At 67.7% G+C, this 22,879-nt stretch carries 19 protein-coding genes; 10 read left to right on the top strand and 9 right to left on the bottom strand.

All coding sequences use genetic code 11. The features are described 5' to 3' along the window. Window positions 1-109 precede the first annotated feature (109 nt). Window positions 110-340 carry a hypothetical protein gene (locus NR792_RS03775; RefSeq protein WP_375758695.1) on the bottom strand — a complete coding sequence of 77 codons (231 nt, stop codon included), beginning with the start codon at window positions 338-340 and terminating at the stop codon, window positions 110-112. Between the two features lie 196 nt (window positions 341-536). Here NR792_RS03775 and NR792_RS03770 point away from each other — a divergent pair, with 196 nt between their 5' ends. Continuing rightward, on the top strand, window positions 537-1,805 hold the full coding sequence (locus tag NR792_RS03770; protein ID WP_375758694.1) for a DEAD/DEAH box helicase: 1,269 nt from the start codon (window positions 537-539) through the stop codon (window positions 1,803-1,805). A gap of 35 nt (window positions 1,806-1,840) precedes the next feature. On the opposite strand, the gene NR792_RS03765 is transcribed toward NR792_RS03770, so the two are convergent. The 3 genes from NR792_RS03765 to NR792_RS03755 all read right to left on the bottom strand — a co-directional run bounded on the left by NR792_RS03765 (window position 1,841) and on the right by NR792_RS03755 (window position 5,408). Further along, the gene (locus NR792_RS03765) at window positions 1,841-3,586 is read right to left on the bottom strand and encodes a hypothetical protein (RefSeq protein ID WP_375758693.1); all 1,746 of its coding nucleotides are present in this window, start codon (window positions 3,584-3,586) and stop codon (window positions 1,841-1,843) included. 75 nt (window positions 3,587-3,661) lie between these two features. Continuing rightward, entirely contained in the window at window positions 3,662-4,456 is a 795-nt protein-coding gene (locus NR792_RS03760; RefSeq protein WP_375758692.1) for an alpha/beta fold hydrolase, read from the bottom strand. Window positions 4,457-4,466: 10 nt separating this feature from the next. Then, the gene (locus NR792_RS03755) at window positions 4,467-5,408 is read right to left on the bottom strand and encodes a sigma-70 family RNA polymerase sigma factor (RefSeq protein ID WP_375758691.1); all 942 of its coding nucleotides are present in this window, start codon (window positions 5,406-5,408) and stop codon (window positions 4,467-4,469) included. Window positions 5,409-5,637: 229 nt separating this feature from the next. Here NR792_RS03755 and NR792_RS03750 point away from each other — a divergent pair, with 229 nt between their 5' ends. The 6 genes from NR792_RS03750 to NR792_RS03725 all read left to right on the top strand — a co-directional run bounded on the left by NR792_RS03750 (window position 5,638) and on the right by NR792_RS03725 (window position 12,750). Further along, complete coding sequence (locus tag NR792_RS03750; protein WP_375758690.1) at window positions 5,638-5,973, top strand: hypothetical protein; 336 nt, start codon at window positions 5,638-5,640, stop codon at window positions 5,971-5,973. A gap of 204 nt (window positions 5,974-6,177) precedes the next feature. After that, window positions 6,178-6,585 carry a DUF2141 domain-containing protein gene (locus NR792_RS03745; protein ID WP_375758689.1) on the top strand — a complete coding sequence of 136 codons (408 nt, stop codon included), beginning with the start codon at window positions 6,178-6,180 and terminating at the stop codon, window positions 6,583-6,585. Window positions 6,586-6,596: 11 nt separating this feature from the next. Further along, window positions 6,597-8,051 (top strand): carotenoid oxygenase family protein, encoded by a 1,455-nt coding sequence (locus NR792_RS03740; protein ID WP_375758688.1) that lies wholly within the window; start codon window positions 6,597-6,599, stop codon window positions 8,049-8,051. Window positions 8,052-8,160: 109 nt separating this feature from the next. Then, window positions 8,161-9,957: a hypothetical protein gene (locus NR792_RS03735; protein ID WP_375758687.1), complete on the top strand. Its 1,797-nt coding sequence runs from the start codon at window positions 8,161-8,163 to the stop codon at window positions 9,955-9,957. Between the two features lie 139 nt (window positions 9,958-10,096). After that, on the top strand, window positions 10,097-11,347 hold the full coding sequence (locus NR792_RS03730; protein ID WP_375758686.1) for a putative DNA modification/repair radical SAM protein: 1,251 nt from the start codon (window positions 10,097-10,099) through the stop codon (window positions 11,345-11,347). Next, window positions 11,347-12,750: a UdgX family uracil-DNA binding protein gene (locus NR792_RS03725; RefSeq protein WP_375758685.1), complete on the top strand. Its 1,404-nt coding sequence runs from the start codon at window positions 11,347-11,349 to the stop codon at window positions 12,748-12,750. The genes NR792_RS03730 and NR792_RS03725 overlap by 1 nt, the downstream gene beginning before the upstream one ends. A gap of 120 nt (window positions 12,751-12,870) precedes the next feature. Here NR792_RS03725 and NR792_RS03720 read toward each other — a convergent pair whose 3' ends face one another. Next, window positions 12,871-14,058 (bottom strand): tyrosine-type recombinase/integrase, encoded by a 1,188-nt coding sequence (locus NR792_RS03720; RefSeq protein WP_375758684.1) that lies wholly within the window; start codon window positions 14,056-14,058, stop codon window positions 12,871-12,873. Then, the gene (locus NR792_RS03715) at window positions 14,055-14,279 is read right to left on the bottom strand and encodes a helix-turn-helix domain-containing protein (RefSeq protein ID WP_375758683.1); all 225 of its coding nucleotides are present in this window, start codon (window positions 14,277-14,279) and stop codon (window positions 14,055-14,057) included. The genes NR792_RS03720 and NR792_RS03715 overlap by 4 nt, the downstream gene beginning before the upstream one ends. Before the next feature lie 866 nt (window positions 14,280-15,145). Here NR792_RS03715 and NR792_RS03710 point away from each other — a divergent pair. From NR792_RS03710 to NR792_RS03700, 3 genes are all read left to right on the top strand, one after another. After that, window positions 15,146-16,048 (top strand): DUF2381 family protein, encoded by a 903-nt coding sequence (locus NR792_RS03710; protein WP_375758682.1) that lies wholly within the window; start codon window positions 15,146-15,148, stop codon window positions 16,046-16,048. 22 nt (window positions 16,049-16,070) lie between these two features. Further along, a complete protein-coding gene (locus tag NR792_RS03705) occupies window positions 16,071-18,014 on the top strand; it encodes a serine/threonine protein kinase (RefSeq protein WP_375758681.1) in 1,944 nt (647 codons plus the stop codon). 225 nt (window positions 18,015-18,239) lie between these two features. Beyond that, the gene (locus tag NR792_RS03700) at window positions 18,240-19,439 is read left to right on the top strand and encodes a serine/threonine protein kinase (protein ID WP_375758680.1); all 1,200 of its coding nucleotides are present in this window, start codon (window positions 18,240-18,242) and stop codon (window positions 19,437-19,439) included. Here NR792_RS03700 and NR792_RS03695 read toward each other — a convergent pair. From NR792_RS03695 to NR792_RS03685, 3 genes are read right to left on the bottom strand one after another with little or no spacing between them, the layout of a single operon-like run. After that, complete coding sequence (locus NR792_RS03695; RefSeq protein WP_375758679.1) at window positions 19,436-19,705, bottom strand: hypothetical protein; 270 nt, start codon at window positions 19,703-19,705, stop codon at window positions 19,436-19,438. The genes NR792_RS03700 and NR792_RS03695 overlap by 4 nt on opposite strands. A gap of 20 nt (window positions 19,706-19,725) precedes the next feature. Beyond that, complete coding sequence (locus NR792_RS03690) at window positions 19,726-21,240, bottom strand: hypothetical protein (RefSeq protein ID WP_375758678.1); 1,515 nt, start codon at window positions 21,238-21,240, stop codon at window positions 19,726-19,728. Window positions 21,241-21,264: 24 nt separating this feature from the next. Then, a complete protein-coding gene (locus NR792_RS03685; protein WP_375758677.1) occupies window positions 21,265-22,101 on the bottom strand; it encodes a trypsin-like serine peptidase in 837 nt (278 codons plus the stop codon). Window positions 22,102-22,879 lie beyond the last annotated feature (778 nt).

The following is a 22,879-nucleotide window of genomic DNA, read 5'->3' as shown; positions in this document are numbered from 1 at the left end:
CGCGGACGGGGTGCATGGCCATTACGGAAGGCCCCAAGGAGGCGGAAGAAGGCGGGGCACGCTAACGAAGGGGTGCCGCGAGCGCAAACCCGCGCGGACGCCCGGGCGCTCACTTCCCGCAGACACGGTTTGCATCGGCTACGCAGTCGTTGGTGTTCTGGCAGCTCGTGCAGCGCAATTTCGTGCTGTTGTGTTTGTAGTAGCAGCCGACGGGCTCGGAGCGGGCATCACGCACTTCGCAGAACACGATGGTGCCGGTGGAGCAGAGCGGCTCCCCGACCGGCTCGCCGCAGCAGCCCTCGCCGTCGAAGTGGGGGCGCAGCTCCGTGGTGCACTCCATTCCGGTCGGCCCCTCCCCTCCTCCGGGCTCCGTGCCTGCACAAGCGGTGAGGGTCAGTGCGAGGAGCCATCGCCACGGCATGGAGGTCACGCGTCGTTCCTGTCTTGGGAGGTGGGAGTGCCGCTGCGAGCGTATCAAGGAGCTGAAGCCCGCTATAGGATGCCCGCGCTTCGTGCCACCCCAGGGCTCCCCTCCCATGACCTTCGCTTCGCTCGGCCTGTCGGACGCGCTCACCCGCGCCGTGGCCGAACTCGGATACGACGAACCCACACCGGTGCAGCGCGCGGCCATTCCCGTGGTGCTGCGCGGCGGCGATGTCCAGGCCTCGGCGAAGACCGGCTCGGGGAAGACCGCCGCTTACCTGCTGCCCCTCCTGGAGGCCCTGCGGGCGCGCCCGGGCGGCTCGGTCCGGCCGGTGCGGGCCTTCATCCTGGTCCCCACGCGAGAGCTCGCCGCCCAGATCGTCGAAGCCATCCAACAGTACGGCCGGCACCTGAAGAAGCCGCTGAAGACCTGCCTCGCGGTCGGCGGCGTCTCCGCGAACCCGCAGATGCTGGCGCTCCGCGGTGGCGCGGACATCGTCGTGGCCACGCCAGGCCGCGCGCTGGACCTGGTGGAGCAGAACGCGCTCCGGCTGGGACAGGTGGAGACGCTGGTGCTCGACGAGGCCGACCGGCTGTTCTCCCTGGGCTTCGCCGACGAGCTCAACCGCCTGCTCGCACTCCTGCCCGCGCGCCGCCAGAACCTGCTGTTCTCCGCCACGTTCCCAGCCGCCGTGCGCACGTTCGCGGAGCGGCTGCTGCAAGAGCCCACGCGCATCGACGTCGACGAAGGCGAGCTGCCCTCCGCGGACCTCATCGTCCAGCGGGCCATCCAGGTGGATGCCCCCCGGCGCACGATGCTCCTGCGGCAGCTGCTGGAGACCCACGCGTGGTCCCACGTCCTTGCGTTCGTCGCCAGCCGCTACGCGGCGGACCATGTCGCGCTGAAGCTCAACCGCGCCGGCATCCCCGCGACGTCGCTGCACGGAGAGCTCAGCCAGGGGGCCCGCACGCAGGCGCTCGCGGACTTCAAGGCGAAGCGCGTGCGCGTCCTCGTCGCCACCGACGTCGCCGCACGCGGCCTGGACATCGCGGGACTGCCCGCGGTCGTGAACTACGACCTGCCCCGCTCGACCGTGGACTACGTGCACCGCATTGGCCGCACGGGACGCGCGGGCGAGCAGGGCGTGGCCATCAGCTTCGTCAGCGCGGACACCGAAGCCCACTTCCGCCTCATCGAGAAGCGGAACCACTTCACCGTCGCGCGTGAGCAGGTGGCAGGCTTCGAGCCGACGGAGACGGCCGCGCCCACCGCACCGCCGCTGGATGTGAATGGCGGCGTGAAGGGCCGGCGCAAGAGCAAGAAGGACAAACTGCGTGAAGCCGCCGCCGCCGCTGGCCATCCCCCGAAGCGCAAGCCATAGCGCCCCCCTGCTTCACGGCGCGGAGCCCCACCCGCTCAATGCCGGTTCCAGAAACGGTGGCGCCGGTACTTGCTCTTCTGTTGCTGCGTGTCGCCACAGAACGGGCACCGGAACAAGAAGGGATGGGGACTGGGCTTCGGGGCCGCCGCGGGATTGGGCAACGCCACCCCCGGCAGCACCGGACGTACCCTGTTGGCCTCCTTGCAGGCCAGCTCGCTGACGATCTGCTCGGACAGGTTCAGCGTCGTTCCAAGCTGGGCGGAGATCATGTTCCCCGCGGTGTTGGCTTCAAAGGCGGCGCGGCCCACCTCCGCGTTGCGCATCGCCTGGCTATCGGCACCTGGCACCGTGGTCGCGGGACCGGGGGGAAGAATGGGATTGCGGACCGCACCCGGTCCGCCATGAAGCAGACCGGTCAGCCTCGCGGCGATATCTCCCACGGCGCCGGCGCCAGCGTCGCGCTGCGACGCGACGGTCGCGAGGGTGGCGAGGCTCAGGCCGCTGTTACAGCAGGGGCCGGCTTGTTGCTGGAGCCGATCGACTTCGGGATCGCGCTGTGCCGCCGCGGCAATGTCCCAACACAACCCTCCACCGGTGGGCTCCTCCCCCGAGTGGTAGGCGATATCGAAGGTTCCACTCCGTCCCCCGACAATCACGACATCGCGCCCCAGCTCCCGCATCTTCGCCTTGAGGCGGGCCCAGAAATAGGCGCGCTGTGCCTCGGTGCGGGCATGATTCGCATAGAGGTCGATGTGACTGCCTCCACCTCCCACCGGAGGGCGCCCGAAGGTCACCAACCTTCGAACGCCACGGGCGCCATCGACCGCGGCGAGGCGAGCCGGGGTGGTGTTGTGCTGGTAGTTGTAATCCTCGACGCGGTTGGCCACCAGGATGTAGCCGGCGGCGGTGCTCAAGCAGCCAGGAGCCTGGGTCAAGGCCCGGATCGCGGCATCAATGGCATTCTTCTCCGTGACCATCAGGCGTTCCGTCAAGGTCTGCTCGAACAACTCACAGGCGACATCCGCGATCGAGCGCTGCTCCTCCATCGCCTGTTCCACCGCGGCCTCGAAGACCCGGCGTGACGTACTCAAGCAGCTTTCGACATTCGTCCCCGGCGGCAGGCTCGCGCGGGCGATGTGGACAGGATGCCAGTGCGTCGTCTTGGAGCCCGTCGCCCAGCCCGGAACCGGGGCGCCCGGGGCCGGCGCGGGTCCGGTGATGAGGATGGTCCGCCGGCCCAGGCGTGCCGCGACCAGCTGCTCAATCATGGCGGAGCAGACCCGCAGATGCTTCTCGGTCGGCCCGATGCGGATCGCCACCGCGAGGTCGGGACAGAGCTTCATGGCGACGATGAGCCAACACAGGTCGCCGGTCATGTCGCTGTTGATCGCGATCGCGCTCGTCGTGGCCTCCGGCATGTGGGCCAGCGGCGCCGCGGACGTCGCGGTGGGCAATAGACTGTCCGCGCTCTCCGCCCGGCGGACGCTGTCCGCCAGTTCCGCGAAGACCTGGGCGGACTCAGGCGCCCGGTTCACCCAGGCGCCCAGCGTGTTGTAGCGCGCGTTCACGGCGACGCCGATAGGTCGCGGAGGCGCCCCCGCGGCGGATTCACGCGGATCAATGGCGATGGCCCAGTCCTTCGCGGAGAGCTGGGTGGCCGCGCCGACCCCACCCGTGGCGACGCCACGGACCGCCGCGATGCGGTTGTTCACCGCGGCGGTGGCGCCGTTCGTCCAGGTGTATTGGATGGGATAGGTTCCAGGAACTGGCGTGAACGGCATCGGACCTCCTGCACGAAGGGAGCGACGGGCGCGACGCCTGAGTATAGGTCAGAACCGGGACCTACCTGCTTGAAGTCATTCGCCCAGGAACTCCTCCAGCGCTCGCGCGAGCGCCTTCGGGTCGACGGCATGCGTCTGTCCCTCCAGCGTCCGGTGGCGCGCGCTGGGAATGGCCCGTGCCAGGACCTGGATTGCTTCACGCATCCAGCCGGGGCTCGCGCCTCCGTCCATGACGAGCGTCGCCGCACGGACGGCGGGCATCTGCTCGAGACGCGAGGGGCCGCGGGCCGTGATGAGGAGGTCGTAGCTCAGCGTGTGCGCGAGGTGCTCGAGGCCCGCCCACATCGGCGCCTTGCGCAACTGCGCGACCGCTGGCGCGGGCATCTGCATCACCTTCGTGAAATACAGCTCAACGGCCTCCGCACGCCGATTCCCCGCGGCGGCCTCGTCGAGCTGCGTCGCGAGGCCTTCAAACGCCCTGGCCCGGTCCGCATCGAGGATGACGGGAGGCTCATAGACGACCAACTTGGGGATCGAGAGTCCTCGCGCCGCGGCATCGAGGGCCAGGAGACCACCCGACGAGTTGCCGAACACGGCGGCGGATCCGCCGGCGGCGGTGATGAGCGCCGCGAGGTCCTCCCCCTCCCTTTCGAGCGCATGGGGTGGTGTGTCTCCGCTGTCCCCACGGCCGCGCCGGTCATAGCTGAACACGGTGAAGCGATGGGCCAGCAGGGCCGCCAGCGGTGTCCCCGAGGTCGGCGCGGTGCGGTCGCAGAACGCTCCGCCGACCAGGATGAGCGGTGGACCCTTGCCGGTGGTCTCGAACGCAATGGACGGCCCATCGGCGGACCTGACGGTGTGGATTGTCATGGCAGCTCTTTCAAGGTGAGGCAGCAGGGTGGTAGCCGTGCGTGCGGAAGGGGACGTCGAGCTCGCGGCAGACCTCGGTCAGGACCTCGGGCGAATGGTAGTAGTCCCGCAGCCGCGCGATGCGGTCGCCGTCCAGCTCCACCCGCACGACGGCATGCACTTCGTCTCCCGACCACCAGAGGAAGAGCGACTCGCCACGGTGCGCGCGGAGCTCGCAACGAGGCGGCTCCGCGAGCACGTAGCCGCCCTCGGGACAGCCGAAGAGCGTTCCCTGGAACGAGCCGTCCCTGACCGCCCGGGCCCCGTACTCGATCTTGAAGCCCGGATACTCCAGGGTCGCCGTATCGAGCAGGAGCGCCGTGAGACGATCGAGGTCCCGCGCGTTGAAGGCGTCGCAGAAGGCGTTGAGGACGGCGGGCGCCACCGGAGCCGGCGCGTCCGGTTCCGGCGTCACCAGCTTCGCCCGCCCCCTGTGCAGGGCGGCCTTGATGGCTCCGGTCGTGGTGGAGAGCGCCTCGGCGGTCTCCTCGAGTGACAGCCCGAAGGCATCCTTGAGCACGACCGCGGCGCGCTCCTGCGGTGAGAGCTGCGACAGCAGCGTCCCCGCGGCCTCACGCGTCGCGCGAGGCTCGGCGCGCGTTGCCGGCTCCGGGACCTCGACGCCGTCGGGGGCCGGTGCCTCTCGCGCCTGACGCATCCGGTTGAGCCACAGGTTGCTCGCGACCCGGAAGAGCCACGCGCGTGGGCTGCGCGGCGGCTCCGCCATGATGCCGAGACTCGCGAACGCGCGGGCCATCGTCTCCTGGGCCATGTCCTCGGCATCCCAGGGACTGCGCGTCAGCTGCCGGCAGTACCGGTAGAGGTCCGGGCGGAGTGGCTCGTAGGTGTCGAGGAAAAGGCGCCAGGACGCCTTGACGGTGCCGCCCAGCGGGTCTTGTGACTCAGTGCTCATGACGGAGAGACACGCGACGGGCGAGAAAGGATACGTCGAGCAAGCACGGAGAACAGGCCCACGCTCGCGCGAATTCCAAGAACATGATTTTGTGTTCTAGCTGATATTTCTGCTTTTGCATGTTTACGCGGTCTTGCTCTGGTTTAGAATCCCGGGCGTGGAGGCGGTCCATCCACATGGCGACGCCCCCTCAGGCGTTCTTGGTTTCTCTGAGGGAGAAAGAACGACAATGAAAAAGTTGCTCCTGGGACTCATGCTGGCCGCGGTTCCGCTCATGGGATGTGGTGCGGGGGAAGAGCCCTCGTCGGACTCCGTGCAGACGGTGACGACCGAGTCCGGTCAGAGCATCAACCTGGACTTCGGCCCCATGAGCTCGGAAGAGCCGCTGGCGTCGATGGGGGATTCGAGCGGCGACGTCTCCGCGATGGGTGCCGGCTGCTGGGTCACGCTCCTGTACTGTCGGGACCCGCGCTACAACGGGTGGGCAACCTGTCAGCAGAACGGCAAGTGCAGCTTGCAGCAGTTCAAGGACAACTGCATCGCGCTCTACAACAAGACCTGCTAGGCCTTTCTCAGCCAAGGTCTCATCAAGAAAGCCCGGCGCCCGCGAGGGATGGCCGGGCTTTTTCCGTGAAGGGCCTTCATGGCGCGGGGCCATCCACGGAGGGCGCGCGGAAAGAAAACGTCCGCATGTGACTTCAGGCACATGTGCCCCCTGGCGCGTCCCTTCATATTGCCTCGCATCCACCCGCCACACCCGAGGCCCACCATGAAGACCCTGATCGCCGCTTCCCTGCTGCTGGCCGCCAACGTTCACGCCGCGACGCTCACCCTGGACATCCAGGGCCTGACGAAGAAGACGGGCCACGTCCTCATCGCCGTGCACGCCGACGCGGCGTCGTTCAACGACAAGGGCAAGCCCGTGGCCATTCGCTCCGTGGAGGTGAAGGACGCGAAGGTGACCGTCACCATCCCGGACCTCGCGCCGGGCACCTACGCCGTGAGCCTGTTCCATGATGCCAATGACAACAACAAGCTCGACACCAACTTCATCGGCATCCCCAAGGAGGGCTACGGCTTCAGCAACAACGTGGGCGCGCGCGGAAAGCCCGAGTTCGATGAGGCGAAGTTCACGCTGGCGCCCGACGGCACGCTGCTCACCCTGACGGTGTTCTGAGGACTCGCGCCATGGACCGCCGCACACTGTTGAAGGGGATGGGCGCCGCGCTGGTCTCCGGCTGCGCCTCGGGCCCCCGGCCCGCCGCCACGCCGTCCTCGGCCCCCGACTGGGCCCTGGGGTGGCGCTCCGTGACGCCAGCGGCGCTGGCGCCCGTGGAAGCGCACGTCAAGGGCCGCTTCCCGGACGCACTGCACGGCACGCTGTACCGCAATGGCCCCGCCCGCCTGGAGCGCGCGGGCCAGCGGGTGCGCCACTGGTTCGACGGTGACGGCATGGTGCAGTCCTTCCGCGTCTCATCCCGTGGCGTCACGCACCACGGGCGCTTCGTGTCGACCTTCAAGTTCCAGAATGAGGAGCGACTGGGCCACTACGCGCTGGGCACCGCCGAGCTGCCCGCGCGCGGCAACGACGCCCATAACGTGGCCAATACGTCGGTGCTCATGGTGGGCGGCGAGCTGCTCGCGCTCTGGGAGGCGGGCTCCGCGTACCGGCTGGACCCGGCGACGCTCGAGACGCGCGGCACGAAGGACTGGTCCGAGGAGCTGACCGGCGTGCCCTTCTCCGCGCACCCGTTGCCCGAGCGCGACGGCAGCTACTGGAACTTCGGGCTCGCCCCGTACGCCGGTGAGCAGGGCCTGATGATGCTGTATCACTTCAGCGCCGACGGGCGGATGCTCCAGTTCGCGTCCCTGCCCATGCCCATCCCCGGTTATGCGCACGCCTTCGCGCAGACCGAGCGCCACCTCATCGTGGTGCTCGCGCCGCTGCTGTGGGACGACACGCGCGACCTGACGTGGTTCGACAAGAAGGCCTGGCAGCCGTCGCTGGGCACGACGGTGCTCGTGGTGGACAAGGCGGACCTGACGCGCGTCGTGCGCCGGGAGCTGCCCGCGGGCTTCGTCTTCCATTTCGGCCATGCGTGGGAGGACGGAGACCGGCTGCGCGCGTACGCCTGCTGGTACGAGGACTCGCACTTCATGCACCTGACAGTGGCCCAGGACATCCAGGGCCGGGTGAAGGAGCGCCCACCGGCGCGGCTGGCACAGCTGGAGATTCCCCTGGGCGCCGGCCAGGGCCGGATCCTGCGCAGCTCCCACTGCGCGGAGTTCCCGGTCGTGGACGCGCGCGTCCCGGGACGGCGCGGGAGCGCGCACTTCGTCGTGATGGAGGACCCGGACGCCGTGCTCCCGCATGGGGGCGTCATCGCGCGCATCGACGTCGAGCGCGACAAGGTGCAGCGCTTCGACTACGGCCCGGGCATCATCGCCGAGGAGCACCTCTTCGTGCCCACGGGGTCACGGGAGGGCCAGGGCTGGCTCTTGGGCACGTCGCTGGACTGCACGCGCGGCCACACGCGCCTGGCGGCCTTCGACGCGGAGCACCTTGAGGATGGGCCCGTCGCGCTCGCCACCCTGCCCCGCGCGCTGCCACTGGGCTTCCACGGCACGTTCCTGAAGGGATGAGCCGCGGTTGACCGGTCTGTCCTTGTTCGCGCTACCATAGATAGGCCACCCGGTTGCGCGCCGAGCGACGGATGAGGGCATCCCCAAGCGCTCGGGCCAGAGGCCCGCGATGAAGCATCAGATCCAGACAAACACGGGGATTCTTCCGTTCACCCAGATCTTGAGGGCCGTCGACACGGTCGTCGCGGCCATCATCAAGAAATGCCGCGAGCAGACCGACACCCATCAGGCGGTGGACCTGGAGCTGAAGATCAAGGTCCACGATGAAGTCCTGCGTCGGAGAACGCCTTCGGTGACGAAGACGATCCCGTGGTTGATCATCCAGAAGCCCGCGGCGTGGCCTGCGCTCAATCCTGATTTCGCGGTGCGCGGAGACAACTTCTCGAAGCTGCTGCTGCCCTGCGCCGTCTCGCTTCTCTCCCGCGGGTCGCACGACGCCCTCTTCAGCTACTCCAACTTCCCGGAGGAGCCGCGTGTGTGGTCCGAGCGCGTCTATTATTACAAGGAGCAGGACGACCTGAACTATGGCGAGATCCACTCGGGCTTCACCGGACTGCTCGAACAAGGGGCCGAGGACCGGCAGATCGCCGAGGACATGCTCGCCATCCTGGATGGAAAGAAGCCCGGCACGGACTACCACCCGAAGGATCTGGCGTTCCTGACCGGCACCGTGGCGCTGATGTTCGGCATGGAGGCTTCGCGCTTCCCCTCCGCCCTGCTGATCAACCTGCTGATGCTCGATCTCATCCAGCACGGCAAGCAGTACGGAAGAACGGGGGCCAAGGCCTTCTCCTTCGCCACGGCCTTCCACCGGGTCACCTCCTCGGGAGAGGCGCTGAACTGGGACAATGGGAGGGACAGCACGCGCACGGACACGCTGGAGCATGAATGGTACGGCGGGAAGTACCCCTACGCGGTGCACGGCACCGGCTCCGGGAACATGGCCATGCGCGAGCAGATGGCCAAAGGGAAAGAGGGCGAGCAATACAGGCAGAACTTCCTGTCCCTGCCCCAGCGGCATGCGGTGCCGCGCCGCGAGGTGGCGCTCGTCATCCATTGGGTCGAGTCCAACCTGTCGGACGAGGGGCTCAAGGGCCTGACGTTCAACAGCCTGTGCGACCTTCTCTTTGCCCGACTGAAGGCGGGGTACCTCGGGGTTACCGACAAGGTCTTCGCGCTCCCGGAGAATCCACGGCCGGAGACAGGGACCCATCGTCCAGGCGTGAAGACCGAGGACATCTCCGACCAGGTCTTCTGGTATGGCAAGGGCAAGTACTACCACATCAATCCCAGCTGCAAGCTCTTGCCTGGCTACGATCAGAACACGGGTGGCGGCTTGTTCATGAGCGAATATGCGCTGCCGTCCTGGGCCATGACCATGCTTGGCATTGACCCCAGGAGCAGCAGCATCGCCCAGTACTCCGCGATCAAGGACCTCTCCGTGGAGGAGCTGGCGGTGCGTTATGTCAGCACCTTCAAGAAGGAGACCGAAGCGACGCTGAGCGCGCAGTGGTATCCAAACAGGAAGCTCAAGCAGCACGAAAAAGAGAATGTCGCGCGGCAGGTCGAGAAGCGGGCGAAAGAGCTGTCGCGGGACAAGATTGAAAAACAGGTCGCCAGCCTGCAGCGCGTCATCGAGAAGCTGAAGACGGCCGGCGGGCTGGTCATCCAGCGCGGGCTCCCGCAGACAGGCCCGCTGGAGAATGCGATGGACGCCGAGAAGGTCGCGTGCCTGTCCTGCATTCCCCTGAACCACCAGGAGCTGGTGGAGGAGTACCGCAAGAAGCTGGAGGAGAAGCCAGTCCTGGTGAAGCTGGAGCCCTCCGATGAGGGAGGGATCGGGGTGAGCCTCTCGTCCCGCGTGGACGTCGGCGTCAAGACGCCTGGGACCTCCCACACCAAGTGAGCTCCCGCCGTCCCGGGACGGCCGCGCGACAGGGCCTCGTCAGCTGTCCAGGCAGGCGGAGAGGGAGCCCCCTTGCCTCCCTGCTCATGAGAGCCTTTCACGGCCTCGCGCGTCAGGGGTGGTGGCTAGGGTTGTCTCCATGGACGTGCGCAAGAAGCTGGAGATCCTCGCCGATGCCGCCAAGTACGACGCCTCGTGTTCGAGCAGCGGCGGCAAACGCAAGGCGGCGAAGGAAGGTCTCGGCAGCGTCGAGGGCATGGGCATCTGTCACAGCTACACGCCGGATGGCCGGTGCGTGTCATTGCTCAAGCTCCTGCTCACCAACTTCTGCATCTACGATTGCCAGTATTGCATCAACCGCATTTCCAGCGACACCGCCCGGGCGCGCTTCACGCCCGCGGAGGTGGTGCGGCTCACGCTCGACTTCTACAAGCGCAACTACATCGAAGGCCTGTTCCTGAGCTCCGGCGTCATCAAGAGCCCGGACTACACGATGGAGCAGCTCATCGAGGTGACGCGCACGCTGCGCGAGGTGCACGGCTTCCAGGGCTACATCCACCTCAAGGCGGTGCCGGGCGCGTCCAGGGAGCTCATCGACAAGGCGGGACGGTACGCGGACCGGCTGAGCGCCAACATCGAGCTGCCGACGGACGGCGACCTGAAGAAGCTCGCGCCGGAGAAGAGCTTCGCGGTCACCGGCGGGACGATGAAGGAGATCTCCGCCCGGGTGGAGCAGTCCAAGGCCGAGCGCAAGGAGAGCCCCAAGGCGCCGAAGTTCGCCCCCGCGGGCCAGAGCACGCAGATGATCGTCGGCGCCACGCCCACGCCGGACGCGGCCATCCTCGACACCGCGAGCCGCCTCTACACGCGCTTCAAGCTCAAGCGGGTGTACTACTCGGCCTACAGCCCCATCCCGCTCGTGGACGCCCGCCTGCCCGCGAAGGCACCGCCGCTCGTGCGCGAGCACCGGCTGTACCAGGCGGACTGGCTCCTGCGCTTCTATGGCTTTCGCGTGGACGAGCTCGCGCCGCCCGAGCAGCCAGACCTGTCCCTGGAGCTGGACCCGAAGCTCGCGTGGGCGTTGCGCCGGCGTGAGGCGTTCCCCGTGGACGTGAACCGCGCCCCGCGCGAGGCCCTGCTGCGCGTGCCGGGCATGGGCGTGCGCACGGTGGACCGGCTCCTCCGCATCCGCCGCTGGCACCGCGTCACGCTCGCGGACCTGGCGCGGCTGCGCGTGCCCCTCACGCGCATGAAGCCCTTCATCGTGACGGCGGACCACCGGCCCACGGGGCTCATCGACTCGGCCCGGCTCGCCGAGCGGGTGACGCCTCCCGCCACGCAGCTCTCCCTGTTCACCTCCGCGCAAGAGGCGCTCACCGGGGAGCTCTGATGCGGGTGGAGGTGGGGCCGGACCTGGACTCGTTCCGCGACGCGGCGCGCGGACTGCTCGCCCGGGGCGTGTCCCCGCAGCAGGTGCTGTTCACCGAGGAGGGGCGCGGACAGGGCTCGCTGCTCGCACCCGACGTGGTGCCCGCGAGCGCGCCCGTGACGGGACTGTCGGTGCCGCCAGCGTTCCTGGAGCTGGCGGAAAAGGCGGCGTGTCACCGCTCGCCGGAGCGTTGGGGGTTGCTCTACCGGGTGCTGTGGCGGCTGACGCACGGGGAGCGCAAGCTGTTGGAGATCGAAAGCGACGCGGACGTGCACCGCGTGCTCATGCTGGCCAAGGGCGTGCAGCGCGACGCGCACAAGATGAAGGCCTTCGTGCGCTTCCGGCGGGTGGAGCGCGAGGGCGAGGAGTTCTTCATCGCGTGGCACCGCCCCGAGCACCTCATCGTGCGCTACGTGGCGCCCTTCTTCGCGCGCCGCTTTCCCTCCATGCGCTGGAGCATCCTCACGCCGGACGCGAGCGTGTCCTGGGACCTGGAGCGACTCACCTACGGGCCGGGCGTGCCGCGCTCGCAAGCCCCCGAGGGGGATGCGCTGGAGGAGCTGTGGGGGACGTACTACGCGTCGACCTTCAATCCGGCGCGGCTCAACGTGCGGGCCATGCGCGCGGAGATGCCCAAGAAGCACTGGTCCACGCTGCCCGAGGCCCGGCTCATTCCAGAGCTGGTGCGCCAGGCGCCCGAGCGCACCTCGCGAATGGTGAGCCCGAAGCTGGAGCTCTCTGAATCGAGCCGCTTCTTGCCCAAGCACCGGGACCTCGCCTCGCTCGCCCAGGCGGCGCAAGGCTGCCGGGCCTGTCCGCTGCATGAGCGCGCCACGCGCACGGTGTTCGGCGAGGGACCGGCGGGGGCGCGGTTGATGCTCGTGGGGGAACAACCTGGAGACCAGGAGGACCGGATGGGCAGGCCCTTCATCGGTCCGGCGGGCCAGCTGCTCGACACGGTGCTCGCCGCGGTGGGCCTGGAGCGCGAGCAGCTCTACGTCACCAACGCGGTGAAGCACTTCGGGTGGGTGGCCGGCGAGGAGAAGCAGCGTCTGCATGCGAAGCCCGGACGAAGTGAGGTGCTCGCGTGCAAGGCGTGGCTGGATGCCGAGGTGGCGCAGGTGAGGCCGAAGATGATCCTCTGCCTCGGGGCCACGGCGGCGCAGGCCTTCCTCGGGCCGGGCTTCCGCATCAACCTGAGCCGGGGGCAGATCTTCGACACGCCCTGGGCGAAGGCATGGATGGCGACCTTCCACCCTTCTGCGCTCCTGCGCATGCCGGACGAGCGCGCGCGGGCCCAGGCGCGGGTCCACTTCGAGGAGGACCTGCGTCGGGTGGCGGACACGCTGCGCACGCTCGGGTGAAGGCGGCGGGTTCGATTCCCGCCGCCGCCATCCCGAGAAGCCCAGCAATCTTAAAGGGTTGCTGGGTTTTTCTTTGTCTTCGTTTTCATCATGTGCCCTCAGTGTGCCCCTCGGGCGTCTCTAGCCCAGAGCGGCGCGTGGCTGGGGGATGGGCCGATCCAACTCCTGCACCGCGCTCTCCCGCGCCTCGGGCGACAGGTGCGCGTACCTCATGGTCATCTCGATGGTCGCGTGGCCCATCAACTCCTGGATGACCTTGAGAGCAACGCCCCGCATCGCGAGGTGGCTGCCGTAGGTGTGGCGAAGGTCATGCCAGCCGATGGAACCCTCCGGGCGGCTGACTCCTGCCCTACGCAGCGCTCGCAGGAGCGGATGCTTGGTCATCCCAGCGGTGAGCGGGCGACCGTCCGGCTGGCAGAACACGTAAGGGCCGCACAGGTGACGGTGTGCCTTGAGTGCTTCCACCGCCGACGTAGGCAGGTCCACGGTCCTTTCCCGTCCACCCTTGGGCAGTCCCATCATGCCGCGCCAGATGGTCCGGCGCACGTGGAGTTTGCCGCGCTGCAAGTCCAGGTCTGCCCACTGGATCCCGATCAGTTCCCCAAGCCGCAGCCCCGTCTTGAGCGCCACGAGGATCAACGTCCGCCACTCCGGCTCAGCGGCATGGCTCAGGCGCTCGGCTTCCTCGAAGGAGAGGAAGTCAAAGGCGGGCTTGTCCGTCTTGAACAGCTTGACGCGCGGGACGTGTTGGAGCACGCCCTGTTCTTGAGCCAGTGCCAGCAACTTGTGCAGGACCGTCAGAACGTTGTTGATCGACTTGAGGGAGAGCAGCTTCACCGCACCGGAGCCCTTGCGCTTGAGGAGGGCCGCCCGCGTGGGAGTTTCCTTCCGTGCGCGCGCCCCCGAGGGCTTCTTCCGCATGGCCGCCTTGAAGTCTTCGATCTCCGCTGGACCGATGGCATCAAGGGGCATGTTGCCGAACGCGGGGAGTAGGTGATCATCCAGGATCTGCCGCTTGGTGACGACGCTGGAATGCTTGTTGTTGTTCTCACTGTACGTCAGGAAGCGCGGGACGAACTCCCCGAGGGTGGGAACCCGACCCGCGCCGTTCTCCTTTCCGAAGGTTCCGGTGAGAAGCGCATGGCGGATCTGACGCTCGTACTCTTCAGCCCCCCGGCGGGTGTTGATGGGCGAGGCCTTGCGGATCCGCTCCACCCTGCCGCTGGGGTGCTGGTACTTGACGTCCACCCACCACGCCTCTTGCACCTTGCCCTCCTGGGTCTTCCACTGCCGCAGTCTGACGCTCATGACTTCGTGTCTCCGAGCGCAGGTCTGCTGTTACCGGGGCTCCACGTTAGCAGCGTGTCCCGGTGGATGCGGAGGATTCGCCCGAGCCGTGCAACCCCGGGCACCTGTTCGAGCCGGATCGCCTCGTAGAGGGTTTTCCGGTTCACCCGCAGAAGTTCGGCGGCTTCCTCCACGGTGAGAAACGCGGGCGCGGTGTTCGCAGTCAGAGGGGGCGCGCTCATGGCCGCTCCCCCTCCTGCGGCGTCGCCTGGAGTGACCAGCGACGCGCTCCGGCGTTGCTGCTGGCGTTCCTAGCGTTGTCACCGGAGCTTCTGCCAGGGTTCTCGCCGGTGTTCTCGGCGTTTCTGCCGGTGGTGTCACCGGCCAGCCAACGGCGCACGACTGCGCCGCACATGGAGGGTTGCCCCTCCAGGGAGTTGCTCCCACCCATCGCCCTGCCCGCCCTTCACAAACTCGCCAACCTGCCCAGAACTACCCAAAGCAGGAGTGACACAGCGCAGCGCCTTGTGTCCAGACGCGGGGCGAAGCGCGAGCGGTGATTGGCAAGCGTGCGCCCGGGCAACCAAGGGCCCATGCGGGCGGGTGGATGGCGCGTGCGCGGTGCAGGGCACGGTGCGGCTGAACCGTGGCGGGCGCGAAGCGGTGACGGGACTTCATACGGGACTTCTACGGGACTTCTACGGGGTGCAGCTCGGCGCCACGGCCGGTGCCACCGGAGCCCACGCCCGGCGCCACCGGAGCCCACGCCCGGCGCCACCGGAGCCCACCAATGGCCCCACGCCCGGCGCCACCGGAGCCCACCAATAGCCCCACGCCCGGCGCCACCATGCGCGTATCGGGGCGGGCCTGTGCGCCAGTAGACCCCGTGCGCCCGACGGGTGAAGTTACGCCCGGTGGAGTCTCCCGCGTCCAGGCTCACCTGCTGGGCACGTGGAGCCCTCGCGCATGAGTCGTGGCGTGCGCGGTGGGGCCGTGAACGGCACGCGGAATGGCAGCCGACGTATGGCGCATGGACAGCGCCTGACTTCGACGCGGGGGCGCTAGCCTGTCTGCTACTCTGGGGGCCTACCCGGGAGGTTCCCCCGCCTTGTTCCGACCCTTCACCCCAAGTTTTGCGCTCGCCTCCCTGCTGGTGGGCCTTACAGCGACGGTACAGGCCGCGCCTGCAGGGCGCTCCGTCGTTCTCATGGGCAAGTCGGGTGAGTCCCCGGTGCTCTACGTCGCGCCTGGCACCGTCACGGTGATCCTGCTTGGCGCTCCGATTCTGCGTGAGTCTGTCCAGGTGGAGGGCCGCGCCCGCTTCGCTGTATTCGAGGTGGGGGATGCAGGCGTGACGCTCTCGCCCGCCGTGGCGCTCGGGACTGGCGAACGGCTCGCGTTGCGAGTCACCTACCGCGAGGGCTCACCCGCAAGCGTCGTGTTCCTGCTGACCGGGCAGCCGGGCACAGCGGACGGCTTGGTCAACGTGAGCCGCCCGCCGCAAACCGTCGAGGCGTGCCGCGTGGAACTGTCGACCACGCGCGAGCGGTGCGAGGCGCAAGCCAAGGAACTGGAGGCGTTGAAGGCACGGCCCACAGCCTTGAGTCCGGCAGCCGTGGCGCTCGCGGGCTTCGTGACCGAGAAGGGCCTGAGGGGAGCAACGTTCGATCTAGGGTGCATCAAGGCTCGCGGGGGGGAGCTTCGCCCCGCTCGGTGCTGGGGCCTCGGAGGGGCAACATGGAGCGTGGTTGTCCTCGAAGTGAGCAACACCGGGGAGGAGCCGTGGGCGCCCGCGTGGGCCGATGTCACGCCCGCAGGAGGCGAGCCGCGCCGCGCTCGCGTGGTGCTCTCAGGGCAAGCAACCATCCCCCCGGGCGGTGTGGTGAGCATGGCCGTGGAAGTGGAGATGCCCGCGCGTGAGGGGGAAGCATGGCTGCGAGCGCAGCACTCGGTGCGGGTGTGCAACGGTGATGGGAGTCGCTGTCTGTCCATTCCCGAGGTGACGCTGTAGCCACTGGTGAGAGGTGCGCAGCATGTTCGCGGATTTTGATCCCTTGGACTTGAAGCCCGGCCAAATGTTGAGCGACTGGCGCATTGTCCGACGTATCGGACGGGGCGGGTACGCCGTCGTCTACGAGGTGGAGAAGAATGGCCAACGCTTCGCGCTCAAGGTGGCCTGTCAGACAGAGCGCAGCATTGATCCAAAGCAGACGGACGCACGCGCGCGTCGCGAGGCGGCCTGTCTTCAGCAACTGAACCACCGCTACATCATCCGCATGCTGGGGCAAGGTCGGTGGCCGGACGCGCGCTCAGGCTTCCACTACATCGTTCTAGATTTCGTAGACGGCTACACGCTCGCGCGGTGGGTCGAGCGGACCCACCCGACGCCACATGAAGTCGTCGTCCTGTTCCTCAAACTGTTTGATGCCCTAGAGAACGTGCACGCTAAGAACGTGCTCCATCGGGATTTGAGCCTGAGAAACATCATGGTCACCAAGGGCGGCGATCCGGTGATCATCGACTTTGGAGCGGCGGACTACGCAACAGCCGAGGAATTGACGGATGGGCCGCTCCCACCAGGGACGCCGCGCAACCGCAGCCCCGAGGCTCAGAGTTTCTGGGATGAAAACCGCCTCAAGCATGGGGCCCGTTACGCGTTCAAGGCGACGGACGATATTTTCGCGCTCGGTGCCAACCTTTACGACGTGCTGACGGACCCCACACCGGAACGCACCGAGGAGCGGCCCGTGCTCAATAGCATGTTGCTGGTGCCGCCTACCCCGCTCCGGAAAACCAAGGGGCGCGTGCCAGCGGAGTTGAGTGCCTACGCGATGAAGCTGATCCATCGTGACCTGGAGGTGCGGCCAGCGACGGCGAAGGATGCGCGGCGCCTCCTGGCAGACTTGGAGCGCTATGAGGGGGCCGATTGGCGCGAGATCCCCATTCACCCGGCATCCTCGCAGCTACCGCCAGAGCCCCCGGAAGCGGAGCCCTTGCCAGTGGAAGCGCGACAACCCGAGGGTCCGCAGGAGCCGTTCCCTTCCCATCCGCTCCCGGTACAGGTGTGGCCAGCGGATGCGGCGCCCGTGCCTTCTCCGGTGCAGGTAGCGTCAGCGGATGCGGCGCCCGTGCCTTCTGCTGCTGCGCGGGCTCCTGTGCAGCACAGCCCGCGCCGTGCGAGGTTGCGTCCGGTGTTCCTCGGGGCGTTGGCGCTCTCTGTCTTCGCGGCAGTCCTGGTCGCCTCCCTGCTGCATACGTCAGCACAACCCGAGCGGCCCTCCGTGGCCAGGAGCACACCAGCGGATCAGTTCCCAGCCTCAAGCCCTCTGGCCGAAAAGCCGACAAGCCGCCCCGAACGGTTAGCCTCCCCTCTCGCTATCCAGAAGGAGGCGAGCCCGTCCGTGAAGCTGCCCGACAACTCCCCGACTCTCACCAATGGCGTACCCGACCCGCAGCAAGTCCAGAGAGTCAGCGCACGGCGCGCGGTCATCAAGAAGTGCACGGCGCTCGTGGCCTCCGTCGCATGGCTTGAAGCGGGCTGCACTGGCGTGCAGACGCGCCCGGATCCCGAGCCGTGTCCCGAAGGAGCCCTGAAGGCAATGCATGAGCTAGGGTGGTCAGTGGGCTACGAATTCCCCGGGCCTGGCATCCTGCTGGACGTGACCAAGGGAACCTATGAAGAGGCACGCGAGCAACCTGATGCCGTTTGGAAGGATGGGCCCGTTACGGGGGCCCTGATCAGGGCGGAAGGCAAGGCGCCTGCGGGGATGCGGGTAGATGGGCATCTGTGGACGACTGGCGACCGCATCTATGGACGATACGTCCGTGCCCACCTTCCAGGCGGGCGCACTGCGCCGATCTGCCTCGAACTGGCGAACAGCGGCGAATTGGGCACGCCCCTGGAAGAAGGCTCGAAGCCGGGCGCCCCGGTGGCGGTCAAGGTGTCCGGGACGGCGGCCGTTAAGCGGTGGAGGTGAGCCGGGCCCGGAGGAGCGCTTGCGCGCATTGGATAGGCAACGCGCGTCGGCCAGGTGTGGCCCCCTCCCGCATCGAGGTGGGCCTGCCGATGCGTTCCGCTGATGCTGTAGCCACAGATCGCGCCGCGTCTAACCTTGGGCGTCGTTCCATGTCTCTGCACATGCTAGGTAGTGTTTCTCTTCGTTGCGCGGCGCCTTTCGCGTGCTGCCAGGAGCCGATCCCACATGGCTACTTCTCGCCAACCCTGGAGCGTCCCGGGGGTGATTCTCTTCTCGCACGGCGATCTCTCGTATGAGGTGGATCTGTCGCGTCCGTTGGTCGAAGAGTTGGCGCAATCCAAGCTTGGGGAAATGACCGTCCCAGCCTGGGAGCGCACCGAGAAGAAGCGCCTGCGGGAAGTCATCGTCCGCTCTCTGCCGCCCACGTCGTCAGACGCTCCCGACACGCTGGAGAGGATGCGCGCACGGCTCCGGGAAGAGGCGCACCTCGCCACGTACCTGCAACACCCGAGAATCGCCCGCACCCTCGGGCCCTACGAAGTCCAAGGCGTTCTCTACATCGTGTCCGACCGTGTAGAGGGCACCTCGATCAACACCCTGATCACCTACTCGCAGATGCGCGAAAAACTCCTCTCCCCGGCGTTCTGCCTCTACGTGGGCGCCGAAGTCGCGGGCGCCCTGCACTACGCACACACCTGCAAGGACGAGAACGGCACCCCGCTGGGCATCGTTCATCGGGACTTGAACCCCGCCCGCATCTTCCTGGAGCCAGAGGGAGGGGTGATACTGACGGACTTTGCCCGCGCGCGCTCCCTGCTGCCGGGCCGCGTGGCAACGACGCTGCCGCGCCCTCAAGGCGACGTGTTCTATTGCTCCCCCGAGGCGTTGCTCTGCGAGGAGACCGATCCGCGCTCGGATCTGTTCTCACTGGGGCTGGTGCTGCTGGAACTGGCCACTTGGCGACACCTCTACAGCACCGCCACCGTGCGGCCCGACGACTTGGAGGAGGCGCTAACGGAGAAGGTCAAGGGGAAGGTTCTGGACGCGGCGATTATGGCCATGGAGGCAGACCTACCGGACCATGCCGAAGACTGCATCCTGCGGGCTGCCACATTCACCCGGGAAGAAGTGGACGAGCTCACCCAGCCGCTGGTGCATCCGCTGCGCGCCATCGTCCGCAGGTTGATCCAGCGGAACCCGGAAGATCGCTATCAGTCGGCGGCTGAAGTGGAGGCGGAACTTCGGGTGGGCCTTGCTGCGCTAGGAGCCCCCTACAGGCCCAAGGAGGCGCTAGACGAGGTGCTGCTCTCGCTGACGGGGGCCAGCATGAGCCGGGGCGTTCTCGGGCCCACGAGCGAGAGCCAGCTACCGCCTAATATGGTGACGGAAGAGGACATCATCAACGAGCGGGGCGGGACCACCTAAGGCTGGAACCCGCCGTCCATCCATTGCTGGTACAGCCTCACCTGGGCGTCTTCCCAGTAGGGCCCGCCCATCGGCATGCGCGGTTCGCTTCCGTCCGGCCGGACGAAGTCGAACACCATCCGGCCGTTGGCGTGGTCGTCGTAGCCGTCCCCGCCGGTCGGATCGGACATCCAGCGGTAGTCGTCCAACTTCACGCCCTTGCGGCGCATGCAGCTCAGGTCCCGGGCGTTGAACAGCGGCCGGATGTCGGCGGCGTAGGAAACCATTGCGTCCTCCTTTGGCGGGCTCACCACTGGAAGCCCTGGGCTTCCCGAGCATCCTGGATCTGGCCCTGGAACTCCATGCCGAACGACCAGGCGAACTCGGCGGGGAAGTTCGTGCGCCGCAGGGCGCGGCCGTACTGCGGATATTCGGCGGCCATCTCGGCGGTGTAGGTGTCGCTGAACCTCGTCTCGCGGTTCTTCAGCGTGTTCCAGGTCACCGGATACTGGTGGCAGCCGATGCAGTTGGTGCGGCCGTTGCCGGTGTGGTGCTCCAGGTTGGGATTGCTGCACCAGGTGGTGACCTTGTCATAGGGCGCGGGGCCCCGCTGCTCGGCCACTCCGTCGTACGAGGCCTTGATCGCCGCCGCCAGACCCGGCTGGCCGCTCTCGTAGGAACCCCAGGGCTTGGGATCGGCCTCGTTGAAGGCGGTGGTGATGCACATCTTGTAGTGCGACCAGACCCCACCGTTGAACCGGGCCAGAGAGGCCGGGCGGTCCTGGCCGAAGTCCTCGTTGGGCTTGGGGCTCCACCACAACGAGATCCAGAGCCATTCGCGGGTGTCCTTGGTCGAGAAGTGGATCGACTGCAGGCCGTACAGTTTCCCGTCGGTGGTTTGCACCGTGTAGATGCCGCTGGGATCGACCGGCGCCGGGGTGGGCTTGGGCCAGGACCCACCCTTCACCACGGCGGTGATCGCGGCGGCGTCGGTGTCGTGGGAGTGGACCTGGGGGTTGGCGCTGTTGATCTCGTTCCAGTTGGTCTTGACCATCACCGCGCTGCGCGGGAACTCGTCGACACAGGGCGAGAACTGGCTGGCGCTGGGAGGCGGCTGGTTCCATGGAATCTTGTTGGAGCAGGTCTCGATGCCCTGGGCCTGGGCCAGCACGTGCTCGACGAACGAAGGGCTGAACAGGGTGAAGCCCTGGCCCAGCTCTTCCTCCGGCGCGCTGCGGTCGAAACCCGCGGACTGCCTGAGCACTTGGGTCAGGTTAGCCGAGACTAGGCTGCGGACTAGGTTCTTGTCCCCGCCGCTCTGCTCCATGACCTCGTGGGCGATCTCGGCGCGGGTCTTGCGGCAGGCGGCGTCGGCCTTGCAGGCCGCCAACTGGGCGATGAACAGCTTGATCTTCTGGTCGACCTCGGGATTGCCGCTCATGCCCTCGAACCACGTGTGCCACAGGGGTACGTCGTAGGTCTTGCCGTCCACGGTCAGCTTTTGAGGCTCCAGCAGGGCCTCGACGATGGCCCAGCCGGTTTTGCGCCGCTCGGCCATCGAGCCTTCCAGCCGGGCGAACAACACCTGCGGGTCCTCGGCGATCGGCGTGTAGTCCTTGCCGCGCCCGATCAGCAGCCGCCCTTGAGGCGAGGCCTCGCCGGCCTGGGGATTCAGACCTTTGGCCGACAGGACCTGCACGGGACCGCTGGCCGCCGCCGGGGACGGGGCTTCGGGGGCCCGCCGTGCGCAGGCCCCCAGCAGGACGCCGGACAGGCCGGCTGCGGTCAGGAGGGGAATGAGGCGTCTGGGTACTGGGAACATGGGTGTCTCCTCAAATGGGCGGTTTCAGCCGCCTTGCCAGGTTTGGATCAGTCGCAGGTGGTTGGGGGTGAGCAGCACCCCCGAATTGACGCCCGGGCCCACCTCGGCGGGCGTAGCGTTGGCTTCGTAGGCATGCACGGCGACCACGGTCGGTGCGGCGTCGTCGCCGATCCAGACCGGACCGCCGCTCTGGCCGTCGGTGGTGTCGATCTCGTAGTACAGTCGGCCGTCCAGGCTGGTACGCACCAAGCCCTTGGCCACCAGCAGGTGCTCGTAGCTGCCGGCGTATTCCGGATAGCCGGAGACCACGGCCGAGGCCCGGGTGAGGGCGGCGGGGTCGATGGCTTCGTACTTCATCCAGCCCACCTGCTCGCCGAGGGGGACGTCCAGATGGATGGCGCCGATGTCGTGCGCTCGGTCGCGGGCCTGGAGCCAGGGATCGGCGCAGGAGAAGCGCGTGGAGACGACCTCCCCGAACGGCCGCTTGTTCCAGCTCAGGCCCGGGATCACCGTGACTTGGCGGGCCCAGCCGCCGAAAGCGTCGTTGTGCAGGCAGTGGCCGGCGGTGATCACGGTCGAGGGGCCGGCCAGCCAGCCGGTGCCATTGAACGTGCCGTTGTCGGTGTCGATTCGCAGGGCGCAGACCCTCCGCCACGGCGCGACCGTGTTCCTCAACTCGATCCGGCGATGGTCGACCGGCCCCAGGATGCTGAGCAGCCGGGCGCTCCCCTCCGGCGCCTGAGACAGCCGCTGTGCCTCCAGCGCGCCTTCGAAGCCCAGGGACAGCGGCGCAACGCCTCGCGGCGCTTCCTGACGGGGCGAGGACAGCTCGGGTTTGAAGTTTGAGCGTGAACCGGTCATGGCACTCCCGCCTGCTCCTTGCGTCGACGGTCACTGGGTGAGCCCGAATGGACACCCGCGCGACAGGGCAAGTCCCGCGCCAGTGCTATTCACTAGCGTATATGAAAATGGGAGGCCGGTTGAAGGAGAGGGCTGGTGCAGAGGGGCCGAGGAGGGCCGAGGACGACCGCAGAGGGGGACATGTGGGCTGTGTGCCAAGCCGGTGGAGAGGCCGCGCAACCACTTTGGGGTACACGCCTACCCCAGCCGCCTTCTCAGGAGGGGCGCGGCAGGTGCCTGGCTCTCTTGGCTGGCTGTGGCGGCTTGAGCTTCAACACCACGCGCTCTGGGGCGGCCCTCGCGCAGGGGCCAGGTGCGCACTCGCCGTGAGCAACCCCAGGTGCTCCACAATCGCTTTCACCCCTCCTGCCCTCTTCACGTACGCCAACACCCTTAAACCTGCCTCCACACCTCAAGCACGCGAACACATCTAGGGCGAACGTCCTACGCAGCAGCCCGGACCAGTCCAAACGGGGGGTGCACTCCTTCCTCGGCTCCTCCACCGTCGCGGCAAAGGCGGGGCTCTCCTCCTCCTGCCCCGGCTCCGCCCCTGCTTGAGGGAACACTCGATCACCGCACCAAGCACGGCTGCCCCGTCCGACGCGCGCGAGCACTCCAGGAACGCTCAGGAAGAATGCGGACTTCTAAGGGTGGCGGGCGAGGGCACCGGAACCGAGGAGAGCCACTGATGGGTGCCGCCTGGTGTGTGCCAAGCCGGTAGAGAGGCAGCGCAGCATCC

This window comes from Corallococcus exercitus, from assembly GCF_042231735.1.
Taxonomy (GTDB): Bacteria; Myxococcota; Myxococcia; order Myxococcales; family Myxococcaceae; genus Corallococcus; species Corallococcus exercitus_B.
This window is presented reverse-complemented; position numbering and strand designations above follow the sequence as displayed.